Source organism: Bradyrhizobium sp. SRL28 (genome assembly GCF_018596315.1).
GTDB lineage: Bacteria > Pseudomonadota > Alphaproteobacteria > Rhizobiales > Xanthobacteraceae > Bradyrhizobium.
This window is the reverse complement of sequence record NZ_JAHEAG010000015.1, coordinates 97,140-121,680: the sequence shown is the minus strand read 5'-3', so window position 1 is coordinate 121,680 and position 24,541 is coordinate 97,140. Positions and strand designations below refer to the sequence as shown.

The following is a 24,541-nucleotide window of genomic DNA, read 5'->3' as shown; positions in this document are numbered from 1 at the left end:
GTATTCCTCCAGAAATGGTTGTTCGCCGGCTCTCTTTTCGGAACCTGCCAGCGATCCTGCGATAGTCCTTCTCGCCGGGACGGGCAATGCACCTATCGTAGCGCGTCCGAGGTCAGCTTGAACTTCTGGATCCGCTTACCGGTATCGACCTCGGCGGTATAAACGTTACCCTTGGCATCTATCGCCATGGCGTGAATCCAGTGGAACTGCCCGGCATTGCGGCCGCTGCGGCCAAAACTGCCGACCACGGTACCATCGTCCCGTTTCAGCACCCGGATTTCGTTGTTCTCGCCATCAGCGCTCAGCAAATAAGTCTGCTTCGGGTCGGGCCAGATCGCTATATCCCACACCGCGCCATTGCCGCGCGTGTTCTTTTCGTAGAACCATTCCTTAACGAAGGTTCCATCTTTCCTGAACACCTGGATGCGGTTGTTCATGCGGTCGCAGACATAGAGCAACCCGTCATTGGCGAGTTTTACGCAATGCACGGGGTTGGCGAATTGCTGCGGGGCCGGTCCATTGGGATCATAGGGCGGCTGCTTGTCATCGCTGGGCGGCTTGCCGTAGGCGCCCCAGTGCCGCTTGTAGGCGCCGGTCGTCGCATCAAACACGATGATGCGGCGATTGCCGTAGCCGTCGGCAACGAAGATTTCATTGGCGTCCTTGTCGACCGCGGTCTCGGCGGGCTTGCCGAGCTGCGTGGTGTCACTGGAGCCCTTGCTCGGTGCGATCGTTCCGATCTGCATCACGAACTTGCCGTCGGCGGTGAATTTCAGGATCGCATTGTCGTTGTCGGCATTGCCGCCGACCCACACGAACCCCTTCTCATCCACTTCGATGCCGTGCTCGCGGCCGACCCATTCGTAGCCTTCGCCGGGGCCACCCCAGGAGCGCAGCAGATTGCCGTCGGCGTCGAACTCGAGCACCGGCGGGGCCGACACGCAGCATTTCGAGCGAGGCGGATTCAGCGCAGCACCCTTTTCATCGTCGGTCAGCGAGCGCGGACGATGGATCACCCAGATATGGCCCTGCGAGTCGACCGTGATGCCGCCGACCTGGCCAAGGATCCAGTTGTTCGGCAGCGGTTTTGGCCAGGACGCATCGACTGCGAAGGTGGGGATTTCGCCGGCGTGTGACGGTGCGGGCGTCGCAATCAGCATTGCGGCGGTGAAACAGGTAGCAATGGCTTTGGCGAGATTTTGGCGGGCGCGATTAAGCGTCGGCGTCATGAGTGCCTCCCGATGATTTTTCTTGGCGGGTTCTCCCGCTGGGAGGCAGTCAATCGTGGGGAGGTCTGGGAGTCAACGCTGGACACCGTCGTTGCGAGCGCAGCGAAGCAATCCATGTCTCAACAAGCGGCAACATGGATTGCTTCGCTTCACTCGCAATTGTCGATGTTCACTAATTCGCTGATTGGCAATGACGGAGGAGGCTCGCAAGAGCTTACGCCGGCGGCTGAAAGCTCATCAGCGTGCGGGTCTTGTAGTCGTAGAGCTTGCCGGTCTCGTTCCACTCTGGCGCGCACATCGGCACGATGAATTCCGCCGCCTGTTCCGGCGTATCCAGCGTCATCGGGTCTTCGCCGGGAAACACGCTGGCGCGCATGCGGGTGCGGATCGGGCCGGGGCTGAACAGGTTGACACGCAGTTTCGTGCTCACGGTCTCGTGGGCCCAGGAACGCACCAGCGTGTCCAGGGCGGCCTTTGAGGCCGCGTAGGGGCCCTGATAGGCGTTCGCCTTGCTGGCAGCACCGGAAGTCACGAACACGGCGCGGCCGGCGTCCGAGACCCTGAGCAGCGGGTCCATGCAGCGGATAAGCTGGAAGTTCGCGGTGACGTTGATCGCCATCACGTCGTTCCAGGGCTTCAGTTCGATATGGCCGAGCGGCGAGGAGGGGCCGGCGATACCGGCATTGCCGACGAGAATGTCGAGCTTGCCATGGCGTTCATGCAACGCCGCGCCCAGCCGCGCGATGCCGTCGAAATCGGTCAGGTTCAGCGGCACCAGCGTGGCGCTGCCGCCGTCTTTCCGTATCTCGTCGTCGAGCTCCTCCAGCCCGCCTTGCGTGCGCGCGACGGCCACGACATGCGCGCCGGCGCGGGCAAGCGCACGGGCCGTGGCATAGCCGATACCGCGTGAGGCGCCGGTGACGAGCGCGATACGGGAGGCGAGGGGTTTGGTCATTGAAGGTCGTACTCTAGGTGGTCGTCCCTGCGAACGCAGGGACCCATACGCCGTGACGGCTACGAGGCGGAGGGTGTTCGTATCAAAAAACGTCCGAAAAACGAAGGCCGGTGGCTATGGGTCCCTGCGTTCGCAGGGACGACAGCGGTGGCCGCGTCAGCTCGCTTCCGCCAGCAGCGACAACTGCCGGGGCTGCGGCTCGACCTGGGTCTGGTCGGTGAGGTGGGTTGGATAGGCGCCGGTGAAGCAGTGGTCGGAGAACTTCGGATTGGCGGGATCGCGGCCCGGCTCACCCATGGCACGGTACATGCCGTCGATCGACAGGAACGCCAGCGAGTCCGCGCCGATGATGTCGCGCATCTCTTCCAGCGAATGGGTGGCAGCGAGAAGTCCGCCGCGGTCCGGTAGATCGATGCCGTAATAGTCGGGATAGAGGATCGGGGGCGAGGCGAGGCGGAAGTGAACCTCGCGCGCGCCGGCATCGCGCATCATGCGGACGATCTTCTTGGACGTGGTCCCGCGCACCAGCGAGTCGTCGATCAGGATGATCCGCTTGCCCTCGATCGCGGCACGGTTGGCCGAATGCTTCATGCGCACGCCGAGTTCGCGCACGCTCTGCGTCGGCTGGATGAAGGTGCGGCCGACATAGTGGTTACGGATGATGCCGAGTTCGAACGGCACGCCGGAATGCTGGCTGTAGCCGACCGCTGCCGGCACGCCGGAATCCGGCACCGGCACTACGACGTCGACTTCGACATGGCTCTCGCGCGCGAGCTGCGCGCCGAAGGCCTTGCGGACGTCGTAGACCGAGCGGCCGCCGACGATGGAGTCCGGCCGCGAGAAGTAAATATATTCGAAGATACAGGGCCGCGGCGGCTTCGGCGGGAACGGCTTGTGGCTGTGCGCGCCGGCCTCGTCGAACACGATGATTTCGCCGGGCTCGATGTCGCGGACATATTTTGCGCCGATCATGTCGAGCGCGCATGTTTCCGAGGTCAGGATCGGGCGGCCGTCGAGGTCGCCGAGCACCAGCGGGCGGATGCCCAGGGGATCGCGGGCGCCGATCAGCTTCTTGTTGGTGAGCGCGACCAGCGCGTAAGCACCTTCGATCGCGCGCAGCGACTCGATGAAGCGGTCGACGAAACGGCCACGCCTGGATTGCGCGACCAGGTGCAGGATCACCTCGGTATCGGTGGTCGACTGCATCATGGCGCCGTTCTTCACGAGTTCGCGGCGCAGCGTCAGTCCGTTGGTGAGATTGCCGTTGTGGCCGACTGCGAAGCCGCCAGCATTCAATTCGGCGAACAGCGGCTGGACGTTGCGCAGGATGGTGGCGCCGGTGGTGGAATAGCGGACATGGCCGACGGCCACAATGCCGGGCAGGCGCTCGATCACTTCGCGGCGGGAGAACGTATCGCCGACGAGGCCGAGGCGGCGTTCGGAATGAAAGCGGCTGCCGTCGAAGGAGACGATGCCGGCGGCTTCCTGGCCGCGATGCTGGAGGGCGTGTAGTCCCAGCGCTGTGATGGCAGAGGCCTCGGGGTGGCCGAAGATGCCGAACACGCCGCATTCCTCGCGTAGCGTGTCGCCTTCGAGATCGTCCTGCAACTCGATGCCAGCATTCGGGTCGAGTTGGCCGGCGGGATCGGAAGGGTTTTGCATCGCGTCCATCGCCTCTCTATTTGGCCAGAATTAGCGGCCCGCGGGTTTCTCGATCAGCTTTTTAAGGCTGTCGCGGGCAGGTTTACTGTAGCCATCGCCAGACGCAGGGGCTGCCTGGTCGGCGTCAGTTTGATCGTCTTCCGGTTTATTCTTCTTGAATCTCTTTAAGATGGTGTTCTCGGGGTCGTCCGGCAAGAGCGACATTAACCAATCCCCGGTTCCTTGCAGGACCACCCGGGACTTCGCACCCGTGATCCAGTCCGGCCGCTGCTTGTCCGGGACCAGCCAGCTGAAGAACAGGAACGCGACCACCACGATCAAAAGACCGCGACCGAGCCCAAACAGGAATCCGAGCGTGCGATCCAGCGCGCCGATCCGCGAATCCAGGATCATGTCCGAAATCCGCACCGTGATGACGGAGACCACGATCAGAGTGCCGATGAAGGTGCCGGCTACTACCACCACGGAAGCGACCGTGTCGTTATTGAAATAGGCCTTGGCGGTCGGCAGCAGCTTCGAGAAGGCATACAGCGTCACCAGTGCCGCCGCGCCCCATGCCGCGATCGACAGGATTTCGCGCATGAAGCCGCGCACCATGGCGAGCAGCCCCGAAATCAGCATCACTCCGAGCAGGACGAGATCGAGTATCGTTATCGGCATCGGCTGGTCAGGTCCGCTCGTAAGTTCTCAAGCAGCGAATCGGCGGGTTAAGATCACCCCCAAGTGAGGGGCAGACGGCGCATCCCGCAAGGCCGGATATCGCGCCATCCCACCCGCCTTTCGCGCGCGTTGTATAGCGGCGAGGGCCGTGCGCGTCACGCCGCTTTAGCTGTTTTCACGACGGAATCGCGCCGGTGTGGCATTTTTCTCTGCCGCACCCCCGCGACTGGCTTCCCGGTTGCTGGCCGCGGTGTTTCTTGGACTGCCACGCGCGGCGATTTCAGCGACCAGGCTGGTCAATCCACCGACGCTGTTCAGCACCAGGCCGCCATCGCCGCCAACCTCGCCACGGGCCGATTCGGGCAGAACGGCACGGCCAAAGCCGAGTTTGGCGGCTTCTTTCAGCCGTGCAGAGGTTTGCGCTACCGGCCGGACCGCGCCCGAGAGCGAAATCTCGCCGAAATAGACCGCATCTGTCGGTAACGGTGCGTTTACCAAGGACGACACCAAGGCGGCTGCCGCCGCGAGGTCGGCCGCGGGCTCCTGGATCCGCAAGCCCCCCGCCACGTTCAGATAGACGTCGTAGCCGGACAGTTTGACCCCGCAATGGGCCTCCAGCACCGCCAGCACCATCGACAGCCGGCTCGGGTCCCAGCCCACCACGGCCCGCCTGGGCGTGCCGAGCGTGGTTGGCGCCACCAGCGCCTGCAATTCTACCAGCACCGGGCGGGTGCCCTCGATCCCGGCAAAGACCGCCGTGCCCGGGCTGCCCAGGTCCCGTTCAGAAAGGAACAATTCGGAGGGGTTGGAGACCTCGCGAAGGCCGAGACCCGTCATCTCGAATACGCCGATCTCGTCGGTTGGGCCGAATCGATTTTTGACCGCGCGCAGGATGCGGAACTGCTGCGAGCCTTCGCCTTCGAACGACAACACGGCGTCAACCATGTGCTCGACGACGCGGGGGCCTGCGATCTGGCCGTCCTTGGTCACGTGGCCGACCAGAATGATCGCAGCTCCCGATTTCTTGGCGAACCGAATGAGCGCCTGCGCCGAGGCGCGGACTTGCGTCACCGTTCCCGGCGCCGATTCCACCGTGTCGGTCCACATGGTCTGGATCGAATCGATCACGATCAGGCGCGGCACCGCGCCCTCCGACAGCGTCGAGACGATATCCTCGACCGACGTTTCGGCGGCGAGCTGCACCGGCGCATCCGCCAATCCGAGCCGCTCGGCGCGCAGCCGCACCTGAGCTACCGCCTCTTCGCCCGAAATATAGACCGCGCGATGCCCGGCGCGGGCCAGCATGCTGGTGGCCTGCGTGAGAAGCGTCGATTTGCCGATGCCAGGATCGCCGCCGACCAAAAGCACCGAGCCGCGTACAAATCCGCCGCCGGTGACGCGATCGAGCTCGGTCATTCCGGAGGACAGGCGGGGGGCGTCGTTGCTCTTGCCGGTCAGCGATTCCAGCGCAAACGTCCGGCCCCGGCGCTTCGAACGGATCGACACCGGCACGCTGCCGGTCGTGTCCTCTTCGGCCAGTGTGTTCCACTCACCGCAGGACTCGCACTTGCCCTGCCAGCGGTTATACGCCGCGCCGCAGTTCTGGCAGACGAAGGAGAGGGTGGATTTGGCCATGAAGGGAGTGAGTCGCAGTCTCAGTGGAACGGGCGGGGACTCATAGCACGAAAAGAAGCCGAAGGGCGCGATGAGTGCCAATGCATCCATCGCGTCGCTTCAGGGCGTCACGCAGCGACATGCGCACACGTCCAGATACCGACCGGTTGCTCGAGACCGCGAATGATCTGTGCCGGCTGCTCGACAAGCAACGCGAAGTCGGCGCTCGACTGGTTGGTTTCCGCCCGGGCCTGCCGCACCAGCGCGTCGCTGACCACGATGGCGCATCCGAATTCGCGGGTAAGTGCCTCGAGCCGGCTCGCCGCATTGACGGTGGTGCCGATGACAGCGAATTCGAGCCGGTTGAGGCCGATGTCCCCAAGCACGACCTGGCCGTAGTGCAATCCGACGCTGACCTGAATCGGCGGCTCGTTGCGATCCTTCCGTTCTCTGTTCAACTCCGCAATCGAAGCGACCATACCTCTCGCGCAACGCAAGGCGTTCAACGCGTCGGAATCGCCGGCGAACGGCGTGCCGAACGTCGCCATCAGGCCATCGCCGAGGTACTTGTCGAGGGTTCCTCCGTGCCGGAACACTTCTCTTTCCATTCGTTCATGGAATTGTCGCAGCGTGCCGATGACGTCCCTTGGGTCTCGTCCATCGGCATAGGTGGTGAATCCCACGATATCGGCAAACAATACCGCAACGTCCTGGGTGTGAACCCGCGTGAGCGGCTCGTCATTGACAGACAATTGGTTGACAACGTTGGGCGAGAAATAGCGCGCCAGATTGGCGCGTTCGCGTTCGATTCCGGCGTGGCTGATCAGAAGCGCATTCGAGCGGCGCACTGCCAGCGCCAACGTCATGGCGACGATCAGGAACACCGTGATTTCCTGGAATCGTGCCGGAATGCCGATCGCTGTGGGGTTGATGATGTGGAACATTCTGGGATCGGAGCCGATGGCGGCTCGCACGCGTTCCGACAACTCCGCGTGGGTTTCGGGCTGCAGGTAGGCCCAGCCGACGCCGATCGCCCACACGGCCGAGGTCCAGAAGCCCATCGCGAACACCGTTCGCCACGAATAGGCAAGGGTCGCGGTAGCCAGGAAGACAAAGAAATAGATGAATGTCTCGAACCGGAATTGCATGCCGATCGGCCAGTTCTCGGTGCTTAACGGATTGGGCACGACGGTGAGGAAGGTAATTAGCGCCAGATCACAAAAGATCAGGAAAAGCTCCGGCTGCGAACGGCCTACCTTGCCGACCTTGAGTTGGGCCCAACCGATCAAGGCAAAAAAGCCGAGCATTACGATGTAGTAGATCACGTCCCAGTTCGGGTTGATGATCGGTAAGGTAACGGCAATCACTGCCAGCGCGACCCAGCGAGCCCGGACAGCGAGAAGGAGACCCTGGCGCTTGCTGTCCGCAATCGCGGCTTCAGCGAACTTCTGGGTCTCTTGTTGGGCGTCGGCTCGCCCTGCCGCTTCGCTTCGAAGATTTGTGATATCGGCCGTTTCCGCCAATGCGCTCAAGACACTCGTCCCCAAACTAAATGTATCGGATGATGCACCATGCCACGGCGCCCGGCGCCGTTCACGCCGGCATCATACCACCGGAGGGCGCGCGTCCTAGCTAGCCATTGAAAAAGTGAAGGGCGAAGCGTTCGACTTGCGCCAGATGCACGGCGCCGACATCGCGCAGCTTGCGACCATGGCCTTCGCGAGATGCGAATCCTTGTCCGGCATTGATCTTTGGTCACTTGCCGAACGGATGTGACAGGCGTCACTTGGTCGGGCATGGATGGCGAATGGTTCAGGCGGAGCGCCGCATCCTTAAGAAAATGCCGTCCACAACAGGGTGAGACCGGCGACCAGCATGATGCCATCCATCAACAATCGAAAGACGTCGGGCTTGAGATGCAGCACGAAACGTTTGGCGATGAAGGCGCCGAACATGAGGGAGGAGCCCGCAATCAGGCCTTTCAGCGCGATATCAGGCGTCAGCGCGCCGAAGCGTTCGAACGTGACCGACTTGCTCAGATAGAGCCCGAGCGAGCTTGCGGCTTCGGTGGCGAGAAAGGCGCCTTTGTTCAGCCCGTAGAACAGAAACAGCGGCACGCTAAGCGGCCCAGTCGACACCACGATGCCGGTGATATAGCCGATGATCGCCCCGCCGACCGCCAGGTGCCAGAGCTGCGCCTTGAGCTGATGGCGCTCCAGCCAATGTCGCACCGGCACCATCGCGATGAGAAACAGGCCGATCGCGATGTCGACGGCATGCGACGGCAGCGCGAGCAACGTCCGCGCGCCAAGCGCAGCGGCCGGAATCCCCGTGACCGAATAGGCAGCGCAGGCCCGCCAATCGACCTCGCGCCACCAGGCGAGAATACGCGACAGGTTCGCCATCACGGCCGCGACCGCCATGATCGGCACCGCTTCCTTTGGCCCGAATTGATAGACCAGCACCGGCATCAGCATGATCGACGATCCCGTGCCGACAATGCCTGAGATGGTGCCGGCGAGCAGGCCGACAATGAGGACGAAGAGGAATCCCAAGGATTACAGCTCCGGGACCGGCGGAGGTGCCGGGAATCGTGATGGCGATGGTAACGGCAATCGCAAGATCCGAACATGAGGGTCGGCTTGGTAAATGTCACCGTTGGTTGTGAGCTGGGTCACATTCGCGCCGCCCGTTTTCTGCAAGGTTGCTGGCGTGGGACGGGATCTTGGCTGGTTAGAGCGATCGGCTGCGCAATTTCGCCAGTATTGGTCGCCGGATGAGGGGAGACCGCAATCATGGAGAAAGCACGCGCTACCTTCTTTTCGACGTATCTGAGCGGGTTGAGGCCGGGTCTGCTGGCAATGCTTTTCGGCGGGGTGACCACGGCGACCGCTGTGTTCGCCATGATCAGCCAGGCAGGCACTGCCGTTCCGCTGATTCTCAAGACGCTCAATCTTCCCAGTTGCCGCACCTCCGACGTCTATCTCGGTACGCAGAGCGATTTCAAAAAGGAGGGCGACGTCTGGCGTGAGTACCCGCCGGGTGTCGTCGCCTATCGGTATGAGTTCAAAGAGATCAATCGCACGCATGAGAAGATCATGTTGCGCAACCTTACGCCGCGCGACACGGACGATTGGAAGACCCTGACGGTTCACCTGCCGGCTTGCGGCGGCACCGCCAAGTTGAGCGAGGGACTTCCCGAGCGCTGGACAGATCTGCAGGAGGTCTGGCGGCCGCGGGAGAGCTGACGCCGATTTTCGGCGCAAGCGCGTTTGCCTGCTGACAGTATGCTGGCAGCAGGCGTCGGCTACCACCGTAGCTCCTTAGGATCTATTGCAGAGGAGCGGACCGTGGCCATCAAAGGAAGCTGCCATTGCGGCAACACACAATTCGAGGTGAACGAGGCGCCGTCTGATGTGACGCGCTGCACCTGTTCGCTCTGTTCCAAGCGCGGCGCGCTGTGGGCCTACTACACCCCGGCGCAGTTTCGCCTGACCTCGCCGCCGGAAAATGTCGCGACCTATCTGTGGGGCAGCCGCACCGTCAAACTTCATTTCTGCGCTACTTGCGGCTGCGGCACCTATTCGGAATCGCCGGACTGGTCGACCGGCAAGCCGGACTTCGACAATCCGAAGGTCGCCGTCAATGCACGGCTGTTTGACGAATTCGACCTCGACGCCGTGCCGGTGACGGTCCTCGACGGCAAGAATTTGTGGTGATGGGCGGCAGCCGGGCTCGTGTCAGGCGGCGTAAAGCTCGATCGGGACGTCGAATCCCTTGAGCTGGAATGCCTTTGATTGGCTGTCCTTCAAATCCGGTTGGGCGCGCTGAAAAACCGCCTGCGTCACGAGTATCTGGTCCGCTTCGGCAACCGACTGGGCGCGAGAGGCGGTGTTTACCACGGTGCCGATCGCCGTCAGATCCCGATGGGTATGACCGAACTCGCCAAAGCTGAGTTCGCCGGAGTGAATGCCGATGCCGATCCCCAGCTCGCTCGCAGTGAGGCCATGGGCTGCAACGAGAGCCTCGCGCCGTTCGCGCCAGCTTTTCTGAATGTCGCGCGCTGCCCGCACGGCGTTCCCGGGATGCTCGGCCCGCACCAGGGGAAAATTGAAGATCGCCATCACGGCGTCGCCGATGGTCTTATTGAGGAGCCCGTCATGCTCCCAGATCGCATTGGCGCATTCATCGTAGAACGCATCGAGCAGGCCTGAGACGGCATCCGGCGATTGCGACTGCGACAGGCTGGTGTAACCGCGGAGGTCGGCAAACATGATGGTCGCATCGATGGTGATCTTGCGGGCCCGCATCACCTTCGTGAACATCAGTTCGCAGATGGTACAGGTGTTGGGATTCATCCGGCTCGGCCGAATGCCGAATGCGCGAAACGGCGCCGACGCCACGCCGCGAAGCAGCACCGGCATATGCATCTGCTCCCAGCACCCTTTGCAGATAAGCGAATGTTGCAGAGCTGCCATTTTCAGCCGTGACTCCGGAGCGTGGCAGATATGACGATCCTATCGTCGGCAGCGGGGGTGAGCAAGACAAGCGCCACCGCAGCGCACACCAGCCGTCTGGCGGCCCAAGACAAAGCTGCTAGGATCGCGTCAAAATAATCAAAACGGAGGATCGCCATGGACGCCGTGACGCCGAAGGGCGCGCAGACCCATTCTCATCTGGTTCGCCCCGACAGCATGGAATGGCAGAAGACCCGTTTCCCTGGCTGCGAAGCCAAGACGCTGCTGTTCGATCGCAAGACCGGCCTGATGACCGCGCTGATGCGGTTCGCCCCGGGCGCGGTGCTGCCCGACCATGAGCACGTCAACATCGAGCAGACCTACGTCCTCGAAGGCTCGCTCGTCGACAAGGAGGGGCCGGCGCAGGGGATCGAATGCAAGGCCGGCGAATTCATCTGGCGCGAGCAGGGCAGCCGCCATGTGGCCTGGTGTCCCCAGGGTGGCCTGATGCTGGCGATATTCCAGGTCCCGAACAAGTTCTTCGAGGCCGACGGCCGCGTCATCGACGCAGCCGGCGAGGATTGGGACGAAACGTGGGGGCACACCCGCAAGGGCTGATCTTATTCGCTTCCAAGGCCTTTCCCTAGAAGGTGCAGCGCACCGTGTTCCCTTCGGGAGACGAAGAGCGGCCAAGTAAACTCTGATAAAACAAGCACAAATCAGCTCGACTGCTTGGATAGCGACATGTGGCTACACCAACAAGCCGCTGGGCTCTGCCGAGCATGCGGGCGCCTTGCCTGCGACACGTTTGGACAGCGCTGCTGTCTCAAATATCCATCCCCTCTTCTCTCCCATCGGCTGCAATTCAAAAAAGGCTTCGCGCGAAGGGGAACCGGATGCGCCAGGTCGCATTTCTAGACGTACAGGCACACTTGCTACGTCAAGTTGACCCTTCACAACAACTTTCGAAGGATGCGACCATGCCAAGGGTGAAGCAAGCTGCGAAGCACGCGCGTACAACCAAAGCCGCTGCCGTTACGGCATTCGGTACGGCCGGACTGGGTCTTTCGCTGGCGGGGAGCGCATCCGCGCACACGATACTCGCTGCTGATATCCCGCAATCTGACAATATCTCGCCCAATCAGCGCTTCGTTCTTGGCGAAGAGGAAATGGCCGATGTCAGTCTCGCCACGTTCTATCTCTTCGATAAGGAAAACAGCGACGTGAAGCTGGCCGCCGTTGTTGTTCGCCGAGGTTGCCGTGGCTGCCGAGGATGCCGTGGATGCCGTGGGTGCGCTGTGCGTGGCTGCGGTGGCTGCGGGGGTTGTGGCGGCTGCTGCGCAAGCTGGGGACGATGCCGCTTGTGCTAAGTTCCGCGACCTAGCGGTTTGAAGGATAAAACTTGACGAACTGTCGTGCGGGTATCTCCGCCCGCAGGTCGGCGATGATTTTCCGCGGCGATCGGAAGTGTTTGGCAAATCCTGAAAGGTTCAACCCCGCCGCTCCACCGTTAGAGTGCTCGTGAGAGCTTCGAAGGAGGCGTTGCATATCGTGACAGGGACCGGTGCGCCTAGGGGAGTCGATGCCGGTCATTGCCTTGGAATCCCCGCGGCATCGATCACACGCTTCCAACGGGAAATCTCGGAGGAGATCATGCTTCGCATGTCGCCCGGCGAACCGCCGCGGACGTCGTTCCCCATGGCCTGGAGCTTGTCCTTGATGTCAGGCATATCGAGCACGGCACGTAATTCGCGATTGAGCTTTTCGACGACGGGTTGAGGAACGTTCTTGCTGGTCGCGATGCCGAGCCAGGATCGAACCTCGTAACCCGGGACGGTTGCGGCGACCGGCGGCACGCCGGGGATCGAAAACCACGGTTTTTCGCTGGTCACGCCGAGGCCTCTTATCGTACCGGCCGCAAGCTGCGGAGCAGTGATCGTCAGCGTGTCGATCAGAATGTCGATCTGACCGCCGAGCAGGTCGTTGATGGGGCCGCCGCCGCCCTTGGAGGGCACGTGGATCATCCTGACGCCGGCCATCGACGACAGCAATTCGCCGGCCAGATGTTGCGTTGATCCGACACCTACCGAGCTATAGGTCAGCGTGTCCGGTTTGGCTTTCGCTTCAGCAATCAAATCCGCAAGCGTCTGAAACCGGTGGCTCGATTTGACGGCGACGACGAAGGGAAAGAACACCACCGTCGAAATCATCTGGAAATCCTCGACCGGGTCGAACGGCAGGGCCTTGTACATCGCCGCCGAGACCGCGTGGCCGCCCGTCAGCATGATCAGCGTGTAGCCGTCGGGTGCAGCTTTTGCGGCGCGATCAGATGCAATGTTGCCGCCGGCGCCCGGGCGGGCTTCCACGATGACGGGTTTTCCTAGTCGCCGGGAAAGTCCGTCGGCAACGATCCGTGCGATCGCATCGGCGTTGCCGCCGGCGCCGAAGCCATGTGTCAGCGTGATCGGACGGGAAGGGTAGTCCTCTTGCGCAGATGCACCAGAATTGGCGAGCGCACAAACAAGCACGGCTATTATTGCACCGATCATCTTCGGGATTCCCACGCGCGTTCCTCCGCCTTGGTTGTTTTGAAGTTTGCCGAAGCATAACGATCCCTGCTTCGGTGCGAAACAAACCAAGGGCCGGACCCTCTTATTTTTCGCGTGCATTCAGGCGGCGGGCATCACGCCGCAATGATTCGTAGCGTTTTCGAGCGAAGCATGCCCTCGGACTTGATCCGGGGTGGACGCCGGTTCGCGTGAAGAAAACGCGTCAAACAAAAAAACTACCGCAACACGATCCATGCCGGCGCGTGATCGCTGGCGCCTTCCTCGCCGCGCATCTTGCGATCGACGCCGGCCTTGAGCAGGCGCGGCGCTATCTGCGGGCTCAGCAGCAGATGATCGAGCCGCAATCCGGCGTCGCGCGGCCACCGGTTGCGCTTGTAGTCCCAGAACGTGAACATCGGTTTCGACGGATGGAGCGTCCGGATCGCGTCCGTCCAGCCCTGGTCCACCAGCGCCTTGAACGCAGCGCGGCTCTTCGGTTGGATCAGCGCGTCCTTGTCCCATGACTTTGTCGGATAGATATCTGACGGCGTCGGCGCGACATTGTAGTCGCCGGCCAGCACCACCGGGATGTCCTGCTTGAGCAGTTTGCCGGCATGCGATCGCAGCCGCTTGAACCAGTCGAGCTTGTAATCGAATTTCGGTCCGGGCTGCGGGTTGCCGTTCGGCAGATAGATGCTGGTGACGATGATGCCGTTGACGGCGGCCTCGATATAGCGCGCTTCGTCATCATTGCGATCGCCGGGCAGGGCGGTTCGGGTCAATACCGGTTCGGCGTTGCGTGCCAGGATGGCGACACCGTTCCATGTCTTCTGTCCGCGCCACACCGCGCCATAGCCCGCCTTCTCGATTGCCATAATCGGGAACTCGGCATCGGTCGATTTCAATTCCTGCAGACAGACGACGTCGGGTTTTGCCGCGCGCAGCCAGCGCAACAGGTTCGGCAGGCGGCGGTTGACATTGTTAATGTTGAAGGTCGCGATCTTCATGTAGAGCTAGCCGGCATCACGATGCTTTGCCTGACACTTGGAGACTCCATGTCGAAACTACGCCTCGCCGTTCTCGTGCTCGCCATCGGATGCCCCGGATCTGCGGTTGCTCAAAACGCCGACGGGCGCGGTGCCTGTAAGGCGGATTATGACAAATATTGCGCCGGTACGCCGCCCGGCGGCGGCCGCGTCGTCGCATGTCTGAACAAGCAGCAGCACCAACTCAGCGATGCCTGCAAGAAAGTGTTGGCTAGCCGGAAGACGCAGTAATACACAACCTCGACATGAGGCGCCGCGAAGGAACCCTGGGAACGAAGAGCTAGGAAGAAGCGGCGGCCGGCTCCGCTGGAGGCGGAGCAGGTGGCTCTGCCGTGGCATTGCCGCCCTTATAGATTCGCGCGTAGCGCTTGCCGAGGCTGGTCAGCACTTCGTAGCCGATGGTGCCGAAATGGTGGGCGAGTTCGTCGACCGTGATGCCTTCGCCGATCAGCGTCACCATATGGCCGCGCCGTACGGCGCTCTTATCGAGATCGGTGACGTCCACCGCCGTCAGGTCCATCGAAATCCGCCCCGCGATCGGGCAGCGCCTGCCGGCGACCACCACCTCGGCGCCACGGGTGCCGTCATTGGCGCTCGCGGCGCGGAAATAGCCGTCGGCATAGCCCGCGGAAACGATCGCTAATCTGGTCGGACGCCGCGCCGTCCAGGTGCCGCCATAGCCGACGGTATCGCCGCGCTCGACGTTGCGGATTTGCACGATGCGCGCCTTCAGTTCGACAACCGGCTGCATCGGATTGTCGGCTTCCGGCGTCGGATTGATGCCGTAAAGCGCGCAACCCGGCCGCACGAGATCGAACTGGAATTGAGACCCTAAGAAAACGCCGGACGAATTCGCAAGCGACGCCGGCACGCCGGAGAACACGCTCGCGATCTCGCGGAAGGCCGTGAGCTGCCTGGCATTGGCGGGATTGTTGAGCAGTTCGGCCGAGGCGAGGTGGCTCATCACAAGCGTAATGCCGTGATCGCCGGCGTTGATGCGCGGGATGATGCCCTGTGCCTCGGTTACTGTCAGGCCGAGCCGGTTCATGCCGGTATCGATATGGATAGCGGCGCCGCCCGACCAACCCGAGCGGCGGCAGAACACGTCCCATTCAGCGAGTTCGTTGAGGTCGCCGATCACGGGCTTGCAGTCGAACTTGGCGTAGGCATCGCCGGTGTTCTGGAAAAAACCGCCGAGCACATAGAGCGCCGCACCTGGCACCGCGGCGCGCACAACGCGCGCTTCATCGAGCGTGGCAACGAAGAATGTCTTGCAGCCGGCGGCAGCAAGCGCCCGCGCCACCTGTTCGGCGCCGCAGCCATAGGCATCCGCCTTGACGACACCGGCGCATTCGGCTGGCACCGCCGTCTTCTCGAGCTTGCGCCAGTTGGCGACGATGGCGTCGAGATCGACCGTCAGCACGCCGGTGGCGGTCACGAGCGCGGCCGTCTGGTTCGTCTCCGGCGAGAGCAGGTTGCCTTGCGGAATGGATTTGGGGTCGGGGGCGATGTTCATGCCACAGTTTTACGCGGGGGAACGCCATGGTTCAACTGCGCTGAAGGCCGGCTAGGGCACATGGTAGGGTAGACTATCCCCTTCGACGAAATCACTAAACCGCGTGAATTGCCCTTCGAATTGCAGTGGGACCGTACCCGTTGGTCCGTGGCGCTGCTTGGCGATGATGACCTCGGCCTTGCCGTGAGCGAGCTCCATGTCGAGTTTCCACTTCTCGTGCTCGGGTGTACCGGGCTTGGGCTCCTTGTTCTGCAGATAATATTCTTCGCGGTACACGAACAGCACGACGTCGGCGTCCTGCTCGATCGAACCGGATTCACGCAAATCAGCCAGTTGCGGATGCTTATCATCGCGGTTTTCGACCTGCCGCGACAGCTGCGACAGCGCGATCACCGGAATATTCAGCTCCTTGGCGAGCGCCTTCAGGTTGGTCGTGATCTCGGTGACTTCCTGCACGCGGTTGTCGTTGCCGCGCTTGCCTGAGCCCTGCAGCAGCTGGATGTAGTCGACCACGATCATGTCGAGGCCCTTCTGCCGCTTCAGCCGCCGCGCGCGCGCCGTCAGTTGCGAAATCGAAAGACCGCCCGTCTCGTCGACATATAGCGGCAAATGCTCGAGCTTGATCGTGTAGTCGCGTATCCTTTCAAACTCGTCCTGTTTGATCCCACCGCGACGGATCATGCTGGACGCAATGCCGGTTTGCTCGGCGAGAATACGCGTGGCGAGCTGCTCGGCCGACATTTCGCAGGAGAAGAAGCCGACAATGCCGCCATTGACCGACTTCATGGTGCCGTCGGCCTGAACTTCCGCTTGGTACGCTTCAGCAATGTTATAGGCGATATTGGTTGCGAACGCGGTTTTGCCCATGCCGGGGCGCCCGGCGACGATGATCAAGTCGGATCGCTGCAGGCCGCCCATCTTTGAGTCGAGATCGCGCAATCCGGTAGAGATCCCGGACAATTTTCCGTCGCGCTGATAGGCGTTGGCCGCCATATCGAGCGCGACCTTCATCGCCTGCGAGAAGCGCTGGAAGCCGCCGTCGTAACGGCCGGATTCAGCGAGTTCATAAAGCTGGCGCTCGGCATCTTCGATCTGCGCGCGGGGAGCAAAGTCCACCGGCGCGTCGAAGGCGACGTTGACCATGTCCTCGCCGATCCGGATCAGGTCGCGTCGCAGCGCCATGTCGTAGATGGTGCGGCCGTAATCCTGCGCGTTGATGATCGTGGTGGCCTCGGCCGCCACGCGCGCGAGGTACTGGCCAACCGTCATGCCGCCGATATCGGTATCGGCGGGCAGGAAGGTTTTCAGCGTGACGGGGGTGGCGACCTTGCCCATCCGGATCAGGCTGCCGGCGGTCTCGAAAATGGTCTGGTGGATCGGCTCGAAGAAGTGCTTCGGCTCCAGAAAGTCGGAAACCCGGTAGAACGCGTCGTTGTTGACCAGGATGGCGCCCAGCAGGCTCTGCTCCGCCTCGATGTTATGCGGCGCGCTCCGGAAGACCGGAGTTCCGGCGTCGGGAGCGAGTTTGAGGACGTTCGAATCAGTCAGAGCCATGGCGTCAGGTTATGCTCGTGATTTTTGGCGTTGCTAGCATTTCCGCTAGGGGGGGCGGCGATAAAGCGCCTGTCCCGGGCAAAGCGGAAGCAAAAGCTCGCCGCTATGCACTGTTCTTCAAAAATGTGGATGAATCCGGCGCGCGCGCGCCGTGAAGCTTGACGGGCTTTCGGCCCAAACTGGGCGGTGCGGGCGCTTTTTCCGCGAAATGCCAGGTAAAATCTTAGGAGAGCCTGAACCTTACCACGACTTGGACAGACCCATCCGAACGCGGGGAGGCGTTTTCGCGCCGCGTCTTAAGCGTTGATCAAACCAGGATCAGGTAGATGAACGCGAACAGAGCGGCGCCCACGCCGGCTACGATCAAGGCGTAGTCGATCCTGATGTCGGAATCGAACGGGGCTGGGTAGGTCTGTCGGCTCATGGCTGAGACGTACGACGAGCCGCCGGCGTCTTCTGTGAAGTAGATCACATCGGGTGTGATTTTCTTCGCCGCAGAATGGATTGGTTACGAAATCGGGAACGGGCTGGCGATTTTCGAGTTGCCAGTTGTAACGGACCGGAAGGACAGGCGATGGGTCAGCAAATCCAGGGATGGCGATCGGCAAGCGGCCAGCGCTTGTGGCTGTCGATGCTGATCGACACGATGGAAGAGATTTCGCGCCCGGAACTGCGTACTGTCCCCTGTGACGATCAGTTGCTTGCTACGGTGCGCGCCCAACTCGCCCGTCCGGCATTGGCGCCTTATGCCTCGGCTTATAGCCTGCGGAACTGACGCGATCGCGCCTGGCGCAGCCTATTCGCCCGCCAACTGCAGCCGCGGCTGCTTCCCGAGTTCCATCCCGCGCAGCTTCGCTTCTTCCCGGGTAATGTAATCCCGCGTCATCGGCACGATGCCCTGGCGCCTGGTGAGTTGGATCTGGAAATTCATCAGGTTTTGCTTCCGGAACGACATTTCCGACGCCGCCAGATAAAATTCCCACATGCGGGCAAACCGCTCGTCATAGAGACGCACCGCCTCTTCGCGCCGCGCCATGAAGCGGTCGCGCCAGGCCTTCAGCGTTTCGGCATAATGCAGCCGCAGGATTTCGACGTCGCAGACCAGCAGGCCCGCCTTCTCAATCGCGGGAATCACCTCGGAAAGGGCGGGGATATAGCCGCCCGGGAAGATGTATTTCGTGATCCATGGGCTCGTTACATCGGGCCCGGTCGAGCGGCCAATCGAGTGCAGCACCATGACGCCGTCGTCGCTGAGAAGTTCGGCGCAGCGCCGGAAAAAGGTTTCATAGAAGTCGATGCCGACATGTTCGAACATGCCGACCGACACGATGCGGTCGAACGGGCCGGCAATATCGCGGTAATCGCTCAGCAGGAATCTTGCCGACCCCGTCAGGTTCTTCTCGGCGGCGCGGGCATTCGACGCCAGCAATTGTTCCGACGACAGCGTGATGCCGGTGACGTCGGCGCCGGTCATTTCGGCGAGATAGATGCCAAGGCCGCCCCAGCCCGAGCCGATGTCGAGCACTCGGTTGCCGCGCCCGATCAGGAGCTTGGCGGCAAGATGGCGCTTCTTGGCGAGTTGGGCATCGTCGAGGGTCGTATCCGGCGTTTCGAAATAGGCGCAACTGTATTGCCTGTCGGCGTCGAGGAAGAGGGAATAGAGCCGCCCGTCGAGGTCGTAGTGGTGGGCAACGTTGTTTTTCGCCCGGCCGCGCCAATTGAATTGCCTGGCGTGCCTGCTGAAATAACGCAGCCACCATTGCAGCTTGGCCCAGCGCGGCACCATTTCGGGCTGATCGAGCAGGATCTCCAGCGCGTCCGCGATCGAGCCGTTCTCGACCACGAACGTGCCGTCCATATGGGCTTCGCCGAGCGCCAGTTCGGGATTGAGGAGAATACGGCGCTGGGTCCGTTCGGTCAGGAACCGCGCCGACACCGGGCGGCCGGTTCCGTCACCGCAGGTAAACCTGGTCCCACTCGCGGCCGTAAATGTCATCGTGCCGCGGCGAATGAACTGACCCAGGAAATAACGCAACAACCGGTCCATCGAAGCACCAATGGAGCGAGCGACTGTTACACGACACACCCTGGAAGGTTGGTTCCAAGAATGGATCAACAACAACATAAGTACGATGATGCCGTGGCGCTAGTGTGTTGGAGTCAAAGCGGATATTCACAAATGTCACACTCACGCAGATGCGTACTGAGCGCGCTTCCATTCGCGTCATAATCGGCTAAAAGGTGACCCCGCCGCCGGCCGTTGTGCGACGCCGGCAGCGATTCCAGGTCTGGAGAAGCAGGGAATGTTGAGCCGAGCGCTCAGTTTGGCGACGGTGACGCTTCTGATCGGCTGCCTCACAGCAGGCGCGGCGCGTGCCGTGGAAAATCTCGACCGCGGCAAGAGCCCCTCCCAGATCTTCTCGAACACCTGCAGCGCCTGCCACAAGAGCCCGCGTGGCCTGTTGAAGAACACGTCGCCTTCGTCGTTGCCGGGCTTCCTGCGCCAGCACTATACGACGGGCACCGACATGGCTTCGCTGCTTTCGTCCTATCTGATATCCAACGGGGCTGCCGACCCCCGGTATCAGGGCAAGGATCAGGCGAAGCAGAAGGACGCCAAGCAGGACGGAAGACCGGATCAGCCCGACCGGCTCGGTCGCCGGCAGCCGCCCGCCGCACCTGCGCAGGAGGCCTCCCGGCCGGATGCCGACGGAGCACCACGGCAAGGCGAGGGCGCGCGTCCAAGCCGGGACGCGAAGCGGTTCGCACGTCCGCAAGCGGCGCCCGATGCCGATAAGCCAGCAGATGGGCAGGCCCCGGCGCAGGCCGCGACCGACAGCAAATCGGGCGTCAGGCAGAAGCAGGGCAGACGTGGCAAACCCGCCACCGAGGAACCGCCGAAAGCCGAGCAGGCAAGCCCCGGCGACGCCGCGAAGGAAGATGCGTCGCGGGACGCCGCCACGGCTGAAACCGCCGCGACCGATCCCGCCAAAACCGACGCGATCAAGACCGACGCAAGCAAGGGCGAGGGCGACAAGCCGGCCAGCGAGGCAGCGAAGCCCGCAGGCGAAACCGAAAAGCCGGCACGCGAGGACAGGCCCGACACTGCCAAGGTCGATGCTCCCAAGGAGAACGCCGGTAGCGAGCCGAATCCGCTCAGGCCAGATCCGGTGCCGCCGGTCGCGCCGGCGCCGCCAGCTTCCGCAGCGACCGCGCCTGAGCCGGCCGCAGGTTCTTCCACAGCGGCGCCTCCGTCCGTGGAGGCTACGGCGCCCGCACCGCCGGTAGCGCCCGCCGGCCCGCCCGTGCCGCCCATCTCGCGCTAGAATTTTCAGATTTCCGGATGCCGGTCGACGGTGTGATGTCGCTTGACCAATTCTGGAGTATCACTCTAGAGTAATAATCCAGATCTCGAAAGTCGGATGCAAATGACTACGGCACGCGAGGATCTCTTGGCGGCGGGATTGGCGGTATTCGACCGCGACGGTTTCGAGGGAGCCACCGTGGCAGCCATCAGAACCCGCGCACGGGCGTCCAATGGCAGCTTCTTTCATTTCTTCGGGTCGAAGAAGGAGCTGGCCGGCACGCTGTTCCTGGAAATTCTCGCCCGTTACCATGCTGCCGTCATCGCGGCGCTCGATGGATCCTGCAGCGCGCAGGAAGGCGTGGCGCGGCTGATCCGCGCGCATCTCGAATGGGTCGTCAACTCCAGGCGCGAGGCGCGCTATTTGTTCGAAATTTCCCGCAGCGAATGGACCGAGGAGATCCGCGGCGCGCAGCGCGCACAGAATTCGCGCCTTGCGGAAGCCGTCGAGCGATGGCGCGCGCCGCTGGTTGAGCGCGGCGAATTGCTGCCGATGACGTCGTTACTGTTCTTCAGCCAGATCATCGGACCGGCGCAGATTTTTTGCCGTGCATGGCTGTCGGGCCGCGACCGCACTGATCCAAGAGCGCAGGCCGACATCCTGATCGCCTGTGCCATCCGCGCGGTGGTCGCACCCGATGCGATCCACAAACCGGGAGAAACCGTATGAATGCGAATAACGATCCTGACTTCGCCCCGATCGCGACCCGCATCCGCGACAATGTCGGCCGCCAGGGTTTCATGACCCACATCGGCGCAGAATTATCCGAGCTGACGCGCGGCACGTGCACGCTTGCGGTCGACCGGCGGCCTGAGCTGTTGCAGCAGAACGGCCTGTTCCACGGCGGCGTCACCGCCTTCCTCGTCGACAACGCAACCACGATAGCGGCCGCGGCATCGCGCGGGCAATCGGCGCTGACGGCGGAATACAAATTGAATCTGCTGTCGCCGGCGACCGGCGAGCGCCTGATCTGCCGGGCGCGCGTCATCAAGCCCGGACGTCAGGTCGCCGTCGTTGCGGCCGATGTGTTTTGCGTGATCGACGGGAAAGAGAAGCACACTGCGACGGCGCTGGCCTCGATCGCGATGCTCGACGAGAAGGCTGTGGCGAGAATCCCAAGCCCGGCCTGAAGGGCCGGGCTTGAAGTCGTCATAGGCCGTTGGAGCGATACGCGCGTTACTTCTCGGTCGAAGCGGGCGCCGGCGCCTCTTCGTCGTGCTGGGCTTCCGGATCGAAGAATTCGCCGGCTGCGGCAAGCGCTTCGGCGGCGGCGTCCTGGTCTTCCTGACGGGTCGAGATGTCCTCGCCGCGGTTGATGCGCTCGGCTTCGTCGGCGCTGCGCGCCACGGTGACGCTGACGCTGACTTCGACTTCCGGATGCACGGCGATGGCGATCTCGTGCTTGCCGATGGTCTTGATCGGCGCATCCAGCAGGACCTGGCTGCGGCTGATGGTGACGCCATCGGCCTCGAAGGAGGTGATGATGTCGCGCACGCTGACCGAGCCGAACAGCTGGCCGGTCTCAGAGGCCTGGCGCAGCACGACCACGTTGCGGCCGTTGATCTTCTCCGCGACCTTGCTCGCTTCGCCCTTGGCCTTGAGGTTGTTGGCCTCAAGTTCGGCCTTCATGCCGTCGAACTTGGCGCGGTTGTCGGCGGTGGCGCGCAGCGCCTTGCCGCGCTTGAGCAGAAAGTTGCGGGCAAACCCGTCCTTGACGCGGACGACTTCGCCCATCTGACCGAGCTTGGCGACGCGTTCCAGCAAAATGACTTCCATATTCGTTCTCCTTTTGATGTGTATGTATTCAGTTTGAAGTGGATGGTTGGCATTTCAGGATGCGGGCAAGGGCGGCGGCTTGCCGCGCAAATAGCGTTGGCGAATGCCAAAGACCGCGTCCGCAAGACCGAGCGCGATCATCGCCAGCACCGGCCAGCCGAACGCGACAACGATCGCGTAGGTGCAGCAGAGCCAGAAGACGCGGCTCTTGAGCGCCAGCGTCAGCGTGTGCAGCACGGCAAAGCCGGTGAGGCCATAGGCCATCATCAGCGCGGTGGTCGTGATCTGCGCGAACATCGCGACGAGCCCGCCGACGAAGCAGAGGGCCAGTGCGACACAGAGCGCCACCAGCGTCATCGGCGGCAGTTCCGCGCTCTTCAGGTCGGGCCACGGCCGGTGCAACCGGCCGGACGTTGCCGTGATCTTGCCGGCGAGCCAGAGGTTGAGCGTCAACGTCATCATGGCGACGATCGTTGCGGCCGCTGGCGCGATGATGGAGAGCGCGGTGACCCAGCGTTCGATGTCGCCTGAGGAAGCGGTATCGCGCGACCCCAGGATCCGCATGAGGCCCCGGCGCAGCGAACTGGTGATGGTCTCGGCGTCGGTGCCAAGCGTCAGCATGGCCGCAATCGTGGTCAACGCGGCAAAGCCTGCGATCCAGAGCAGGATGCGGCCGACCGGATACCATTCGAGTTGAGGCGCGGCCGGCGCGGCACCATTGCCTGCGGCTGGATCGGCCACCGGCCGTCCCAATAGCGCGAGATGGCCGAGCCACCAGGCGGGCAGCGCAACGGTGATGGCAAAGGCGATGCAATAGGGCAGGCCGAAGATCGCGCCGAGGCCGCAGGCGGCGGCGATGCCGCCGATCGTTGCCGCGAGCGGACCCCATCCGAGTGCCGCAACCATCAGCGGCAGCGACGCCAGATAGAACAGCAGCAATGAGATCAGCGCGCCCGAGATGATCGAGGCGAACATCAGCGCCGACGCGCAGCCGGCGGCAAGACCAATGAGGACAATCGCGATCATCAGCTGTCCCGCTCCTTTCGAGCGGTTAGAGGTCGTTCGACCCCAACCATCGGCGACCGGACGACCCGGAAGCCTTATGAGGAATTGCGACCGGCGGCGCGGACGCCGCCGGTCGAAGATGTCTTAGCGAATGACGTAGGGCAGCAGGCCGAGGAAACGCGAGCGCTTGATGGCGCGCGCGAGTTCACGCTGCTTCTTGGCGGACACGGCGGTGATGCGGCTCGGCACGATCTTGCCGCGCTCGGAGACGTAACGCATCAGCAGCTTGGAATCCTTGTAGTCGATCTTCGGCGCATTCGGACCCGTGAACGGGCAGGTCTTGCGGCGACGGAAAAACGGACGGCGTGCACCAGCTTCAGCCATGATTCTTACTCCTCTTCCGTCGCTTCAACAGCGGCGTCTTCGCGTGGACGGCGCGGGCCGCGGTCGCCGCGGAAGCCACCGCCTTCACGATCGCCACGGAAGCCGCCTTCGCGGTCACCGCGGAAACCGCCGCCGCGATCGTCGCGCTCGCGGTCACGATCGGCCTTGCGCATCATCGCCGAGGGACCTTCCTCGTGCTCTTCGACGCGGACGGTGAGGTAACGGATGACGTCTTCAGAGATCCGCTCCTGCCGCTCGATCTCGGTGACCGCGGAGGAGGGCGCATCGATGTTCATCAGCACGAAGTGCGCTTTGCGATTCTTGCTCATGCGGTAGGTGAGGGAGCGCACGCCCCAGTTCTCAGTCTTGGTAACCTTGCCGCCAAGCCCTTCGACGATGCCCGTCATCTGGGTGGTCAGCTCTTCAACCTGCTGGGTGCTCGCATCCTGACGCGCGAGAAAAACATGCTCGTAAAGAGGCATGGGTGTCCTTTCCTAGTGTTGGCGCGTTTCCCGGCGGCAAGCCCTTCGAGGCCTTCGGAAAGGACTCGGGATAAGCTCAGAAGGCGGAAGCACGGGACGACGGGCCGACTGGCCCTGCCGCATCAACATCGCCAAGAAGGTGAGATTGCTGAGACCGTCCGTTCAGCTCCCGGCCGGGATCCACGGATGCGCGGTTTATAAGGATTTTGGGCGCGCTGGCAAGGCTTCTTGCGGGGGGCCAGGGGTTCCTGAGCTTACCACAGGGCGGGCCAGCACACCGAATTGAC

General features: G+C 62.7%; 26 protein-coding genes. 8 read left to right on the top strand and 18 right to left on the bottom strand.

Translation table 11 applies throughout. The annotated features are described in order from the left end of the window. Nucleotides 1-92 precede the first annotated feature (92 nt). From KIP88_RS25845 to KIP88_RS25815, 7 genes are all read right to left on the bottom strand, one after another. On the bottom strand, nt 93-1,160 hold the full coding sequence (locus tag KIP88_RS25845; RefSeq protein ID WP_249791022.1) for a hypothetical protein: 1,068 nt from the start codon (nt 1,158-1,160) through the stop codon (nt 93-95). A gap of 283 nt (nt 1,161-1,443) precedes the next feature. Beyond that, nucleotides 1,444-2,184 carry an SDR family NAD(P)-dependent oxidoreductase gene (locus KIP88_RS25840; RefSeq protein WP_214490847.1) on the bottom strand — a complete coding sequence of 247 codons (741 nt, stop codon included), beginning with the start codon at nt 2,182-2,184 and terminating at the stop codon, nt 1,444-1,446. Nucleotides 2,185-2,340: 156 nt separating this feature from the next. Next, on the bottom strand, nt 2,341-3,846 hold the full coding sequence (gene purF, locus KIP88_RS25835) for an amidophosphoribosyltransferase (RefSeq protein ID WP_214490914.1): 1,506 nt from the start codon (nt 3,844-3,846) through the stop codon (nt 2,341-2,343). A 30-nt stretch (nt 3,847-3,876) separates the two neighbouring features. After that, a complete protein-coding gene (locus tag KIP88_RS25830) occupies nt 3,877-4,506 on the bottom strand; it encodes a CvpA family protein (protein WP_171579981.1) in 630 nt (209 codons plus the stop codon). A 165-nt stretch (nt 4,507-4,671) separates the two neighbouring features. Beyond that, nucleotides 4,672-6,141: a DNA repair protein RadA gene (gene radA / locus KIP88_RS25825; RefSeq protein ID WP_214490846.1), complete on the bottom strand. Its 1,470-nt coding sequence runs from the start codon at nt 6,139-6,141 to the stop codon at nt 4,672-4,674. Nucleotides 6,142-6,248: 107 nt separating this feature from the next. Then, nucleotides 6,249-7,652: an adenylate/guanylate cyclase domain-containing protein gene (locus tag KIP88_RS25820; protein ID WP_214490845.1), complete on the bottom strand. Its 1,404-nt coding sequence runs from the start codon at nt 7,650-7,652 to the stop codon at nt 6,249-6,251. 300 nt (nt 7,653-7,952) lie between these two features. Next, on the bottom strand, nt 7,953-8,675 hold the full coding sequence (locus KIP88_RS25815) for a sulfite exporter TauE/SafE family protein (protein WP_214490844.1): 723 nt from the start codon (nt 8,673-8,675) through the stop codon (nt 7,953-7,955). 240 nt (nt 8,676-8,915) lie between these two features. Between KIP88_RS25815 and KIP88_RS25810 the strand changes: the two genes are divergently transcribed. Both KIP88_RS25810 and KIP88_RS25805 read left to right on the top strand, forming a co-directional pair. After that, nucleotides 8,916-9,368, top strand: a complete 453-nt coding sequence (locus tag KIP88_RS25810) for a hypothetical protein (protein ID WP_214490843.1) — start codon at nt 8,916-8,918, stop codon at nt 9,366-9,368. A 102-nt stretch (nt 9,369-9,470) separates the two neighbouring features. After that, nucleotides 9,471-9,839 carry a GFA family protein gene (locus KIP88_RS25805; RefSeq protein WP_214490842.1) on the top strand — a complete coding sequence of 123 codons (369 nt, stop codon included), beginning with the start codon at nt 9,471-9,473 and terminating at the stop codon, nt 9,837-9,839. Between the two features lie 21 nt (nt 9,840-9,860). Here the strand turns inward: KIP88_RS25805 and KIP88_RS25800 are convergent, their stop codons facing one another. Next, complete coding sequence (locus KIP88_RS25800; protein WP_214490913.1) at nt 9,861-10,589, bottom strand: adenylate/guanylate cyclase domain-containing protein; 729 nt, start codon at nt 10,587-10,589, stop codon at nt 9,861-9,863. A gap of 165 nt (nt 10,590-10,754) precedes the next feature. Here KIP88_RS25800 and KIP88_RS25795 point away from each other — a divergent pair, with 165 nt between their 5' ends. Beyond that, nucleotides 10,755-11,195 carry a cupin domain-containing protein gene (locus tag KIP88_RS25795; RefSeq protein WP_214490841.1) on the top strand — a complete coding sequence of 147 codons (441 nt, stop codon included), beginning with the start codon at nt 10,755-10,757 and terminating at the stop codon, nt 11,193-11,195. 971 nt (nt 11,196-12,166) lie between these two features. Here the strand turns inward: KIP88_RS25795 and KIP88_RS25790 are convergent. Together KIP88_RS25790 and KIP88_RS25785 are read right to left on the bottom strand one after the other, a co-directional pair. Then, nucleotides 12,167-13,141 (bottom strand): tripartite tricarboxylate transporter substrate binding protein, encoded by a 975-nt coding sequence (locus tag KIP88_RS25790; RefSeq protein WP_308163638.1) that lies wholly within the window; start codon nt 13,139-13,141, stop codon nt 12,167-12,169. A gap of 221 nt (nt 13,142-13,362) precedes the next feature. After that, the gene (locus KIP88_RS25785; RefSeq protein WP_214490840.1) at nt 13,363-14,133 is read right to left on the bottom strand and encodes an exodeoxyribonuclease III; all 771 of its coding nucleotides are present in this window, start codon (nt 14,131-14,133) and stop codon (nt 13,363-13,365) included. Nucleotides 14,134-14,181: 48 nt separating this feature from the next. On the opposite strand from KIP88_RS25785, the gene KIP88_RS25780 reads away from it, so the two are divergent. Next, nucleotides 14,182-14,403, top strand: coding sequence for a cysteine rich repeat-containing protein (locus tag KIP88_RS25780; protein ID WP_214490839.1), 222 nt, complete (start codon nt 14,182-14,184; stop codon nt 14,401-14,403). Nucleotides 14,404-14,452: 49 nt separating this feature from the next. Here the strand turns inward: KIP88_RS25780 and alr are convergent, their stop codons facing one another. The 3 genes from alr to KIP88_RS25765 all read right to left on the bottom strand — a co-directional run bounded on the left by alr (nt 14,453) and on the right by KIP88_RS25765 (nt 17,714). Beyond that, a complete protein-coding gene (alr, locus tag KIP88_RS25775; protein ID WP_214490838.1) occupies nt 14,453-15,688 on the bottom strand; it encodes an alanine racemase in 1,236 nt (411 codons plus the stop codon). 51 nt (nt 15,689-15,739) lie between these two features. After that, complete coding sequence (locus tag KIP88_RS25770; protein WP_214490837.1) at nt 15,740-17,242, bottom strand: replicative DNA helicase; 1,503 nt, start codon at nt 17,240-17,242, stop codon at nt 15,740-15,742. Nucleotides 17,243-17,549: 307 nt separating this feature from the next. After that, complete coding sequence (locus KIP88_RS25765) at nt 17,550-17,714, bottom strand: hypothetical protein (RefSeq protein ID WP_214490916.1); 165 nt, start codon at nt 17,712-17,714, stop codon at nt 17,550-17,552. A gap of 102 nt (nt 17,715-17,816) precedes the next feature. Here KIP88_RS25765 and KIP88_RS25760 point away from each other — a divergent pair, with 102 nt between their 5' ends. After that, a complete protein-coding gene (locus KIP88_RS25760; RefSeq protein WP_214490836.1) occupies nt 17,817-18,017 on the top strand; it encodes a transcriptional regulator in 201 nt (66 codons plus the stop codon). Nucleotides 18,018-18,038: 21 nt separating this feature from the next. Here the strand turns inward: KIP88_RS25760 and KIP88_RS25755 are convergent, their stop codons facing one another. Next, nucleotides 18,039-19,289 (bottom strand): cyclopropane-fatty-acyl-phospholipid synthase family protein, encoded by a 1,251-nt coding sequence (locus tag KIP88_RS25755; RefSeq protein WP_214490835.1) that lies wholly within the window; start codon nt 19,287-19,289, stop codon nt 18,039-18,041. Nucleotides 19,290-19,545: 256 nt separating this feature from the next. Between KIP88_RS25755 and KIP88_RS25750 the strand changes: the two genes are divergently transcribed. From KIP88_RS25750 to KIP88_RS25740, 3 genes are all read left to right on the top strand, one after another. Then, a complete protein-coding gene (locus KIP88_RS25750) occupies nt 19,546-20,568 on the top strand; it encodes a hypothetical protein (protein WP_214490834.1) in 1,023 nt (340 codons plus the stop codon). A gap of 102 nt (nt 20,569-20,670) precedes the next feature. Continuing rightward, nucleotides 20,671-21,276 carry a TetR/AcrR family transcriptional regulator gene (locus KIP88_RS25745; RefSeq protein WP_214490911.1) on the top strand — a complete coding sequence of 202 codons (606 nt, stop codon included), beginning with the start codon at nt 20,671-20,673 and terminating at the stop codon, nt 21,274-21,276. Further along, nucleotides 21,273-21,737 carry a PaaI family thioesterase gene (locus KIP88_RS25740; RefSeq protein ID WP_214490833.1) on the top strand — a complete coding sequence of 155 codons (465 nt, stop codon included), beginning with the start codon at nt 21,273-21,275 and terminating at the stop codon, nt 21,735-21,737. Before KIP88_RS25745 ends, KIP88_RS25740 begins: the two co-directional genes overlap by 4 nt. 46 nt (nt 21,738-21,783) lie before the next feature. Here the strand turns inward: KIP88_RS25740 and rplI are convergent, their stop codons facing one another. The 4 genes from rplI to rpsF all read right to left on the bottom strand — a co-directional run bounded on the left by rplI (nt 21,784) and on the right by rpsF (nt 24,254). Continuing rightward, entirely contained in the window at nt 21,784-22,383 is a 600-nt protein-coding gene (rplI, locus tag KIP88_RS25735; protein ID WP_214490832.1) for a 50S ribosomal protein L9, read from the bottom strand. 54 nt (nt 22,384-22,437) lie between these two features. After that, complete coding sequence (locus tag KIP88_RS25730; RefSeq protein WP_214490831.1) at nt 22,438-23,409, bottom strand: hypothetical protein; 972 nt, start codon at nt 23,407-23,409, stop codon at nt 22,438-22,440. Between the two features lie 123 nt (nt 23,410-23,532). Beyond that, the gene (gene rpsR / locus KIP88_RS25725; RefSeq protein ID WP_002711478.1) at nt 23,533-23,772 is read right to left on the bottom strand and encodes a 30S ribosomal protein S18; all 240 of its coding nucleotides are present in this window, start codon (nt 23,770-23,772) and stop codon (nt 23,533-23,535) included. A gap of 5 nt (nt 23,773-23,777) precedes the next feature. Further along, entirely contained in the window at nt 23,778-24,254 is a 477-nt protein-coding gene (gene rpsF / locus KIP88_RS25720) for a 30S ribosomal protein S6 (protein ID WP_214490830.1), read from the bottom strand. Nucleotides 24,255-24,541: the final 287 nt, after the last annotated feature.

Bases quoted from the DNA above. Each gene is read 5' to 3' on its own strand.
- KIP88_RS25845 (WP_249791022.1), bottom strand. From the start codon at position 1,160: ATGCTGATTGCGACGCCCGCACCGTCACACGCCGGCGAAATCCCCACC.
- rpsF (WP_214490830.1), bottom strand. From the start codon at position 24,254: ATGCCTCTTTACGAGCATGTTTTTCTCGCGCGTCAGGATGCGAGCACC.
- KIP88_RS25730 (WP_214490831.1), bottom strand. From the start codon at position 23,409: ATGATCGCGATTGTCCTCATTGGTCTTGCCGCCGGCTGCGCGTCGGCG.
- KIP88_RS25745 (WP_214490911.1), top strand. From the start codon at position 20,671: ATGACTACGGCACGCGAGGATCTCTTGGCGGCGGGATTGGCGGTATTC.
- KIP88_RS25740 (WP_214490833.1), top strand. From the start codon at position 21,273: ATGAATGCGAATAACGATCCTGACTTCGCCCCGATCGCGACCCGCATC.
- radA (WP_214490846.1), bottom strand. From the start codon at position 6,141: ATGGCCAAATCCACCCTCTCCTTCGTCTGCCAGAACTGCGGCGCGGCG.
- KIP88_RS25830 (WP_171579981.1), bottom strand. From the start codon at position 4,506: ATGCCGATAACGATACTCGATCTCGTCCTGCTCGGAGTGATGCTGATT.
- KIP88_RS25750 (WP_214490834.1), top strand. From the start codon at position 19,546: ATGTTGAGCCGAGCGCTCAGTTTGGCGACGGTGACGCTTCTGATCGGC.
- purF (WP_214490914.1), bottom strand. From the start codon at position 3,846: ATGCAAAACCCTTCCGATCCCGCCGGCCAACTCGACCCGAATGCTGGC.
- KIP88_RS25755 (WP_214490835.1), bottom strand. From the start codon at position 19,289: ATGGACCGGTTGTTGCGTTATTTCCTGGGTCAGTTCATTCGCCGCGGC.
- rplI (WP_214490832.1), bottom strand. From the start codon at position 22,383: ATGGAAGTCATTTTGCTGGAACGCGTCGCCAAGCTCGGTCAGATGGGC.
- alr (WP_214490838.1), bottom strand. From the start codon at position 15,688: ATGAACATCGCCCCCGACCCCAAATCCATTCCGCAAGGCAACCTGCTC.
- KIP88_RS25795 (WP_214490841.1), top strand. From the start codon at position 10,755: ATGGACGCCGTGACGCCGAAGGGCGCGCAGACCCATTCTCATCTGGTT.
- KIP88_RS25780 (WP_214490839.1), top strand. From the start codon at position 14,182: ATGTCGAAACTACGCCTCGCCGTTCTCGTGCTCGCCATCGGATGCCCC.
- KIP88_RS25785 (WP_214490840.1), bottom strand. From the start codon at position 14,133: ATGAAGATCGCGACCTTCAACATTAACAATGTCAACCGCCGCCTGCCG.
- KIP88_RS25760 (WP_214490836.1), top strand. From the start codon at position 17,817: ATGGGTCAGCAAATCCAGGGATGGCGATCGGCAAGCGGCCAGCGCTTG.
- KIP88_RS25770 (WP_214490837.1), bottom strand. From the start codon at position 17,242: ATGGCTCTGACTGATTCGAACGTCCTCAAACTCGCTCCCGACGCCGGA.
- rpsR (WP_002711478.1), bottom strand. From the start codon at position 23,772: ATGGCTGAAGCTGGTGCACGCCGTCCGTTTTTCCGTCGCCGCAAGACC.
- KIP88_RS25840 (WP_214490847.1), bottom strand. From the start codon at position 2,184: ATGACCAAACCCCTCGCCTCCCGTATCGCGCTCGTCACCGGCGCCTCA.
- KIP88_RS25810 (WP_214490843.1), top strand. From the start codon at position 8,916: ATGGAGAAAGCACGCGCTACCTTCTTTTCGACGTATCTGAGCGGGTTG.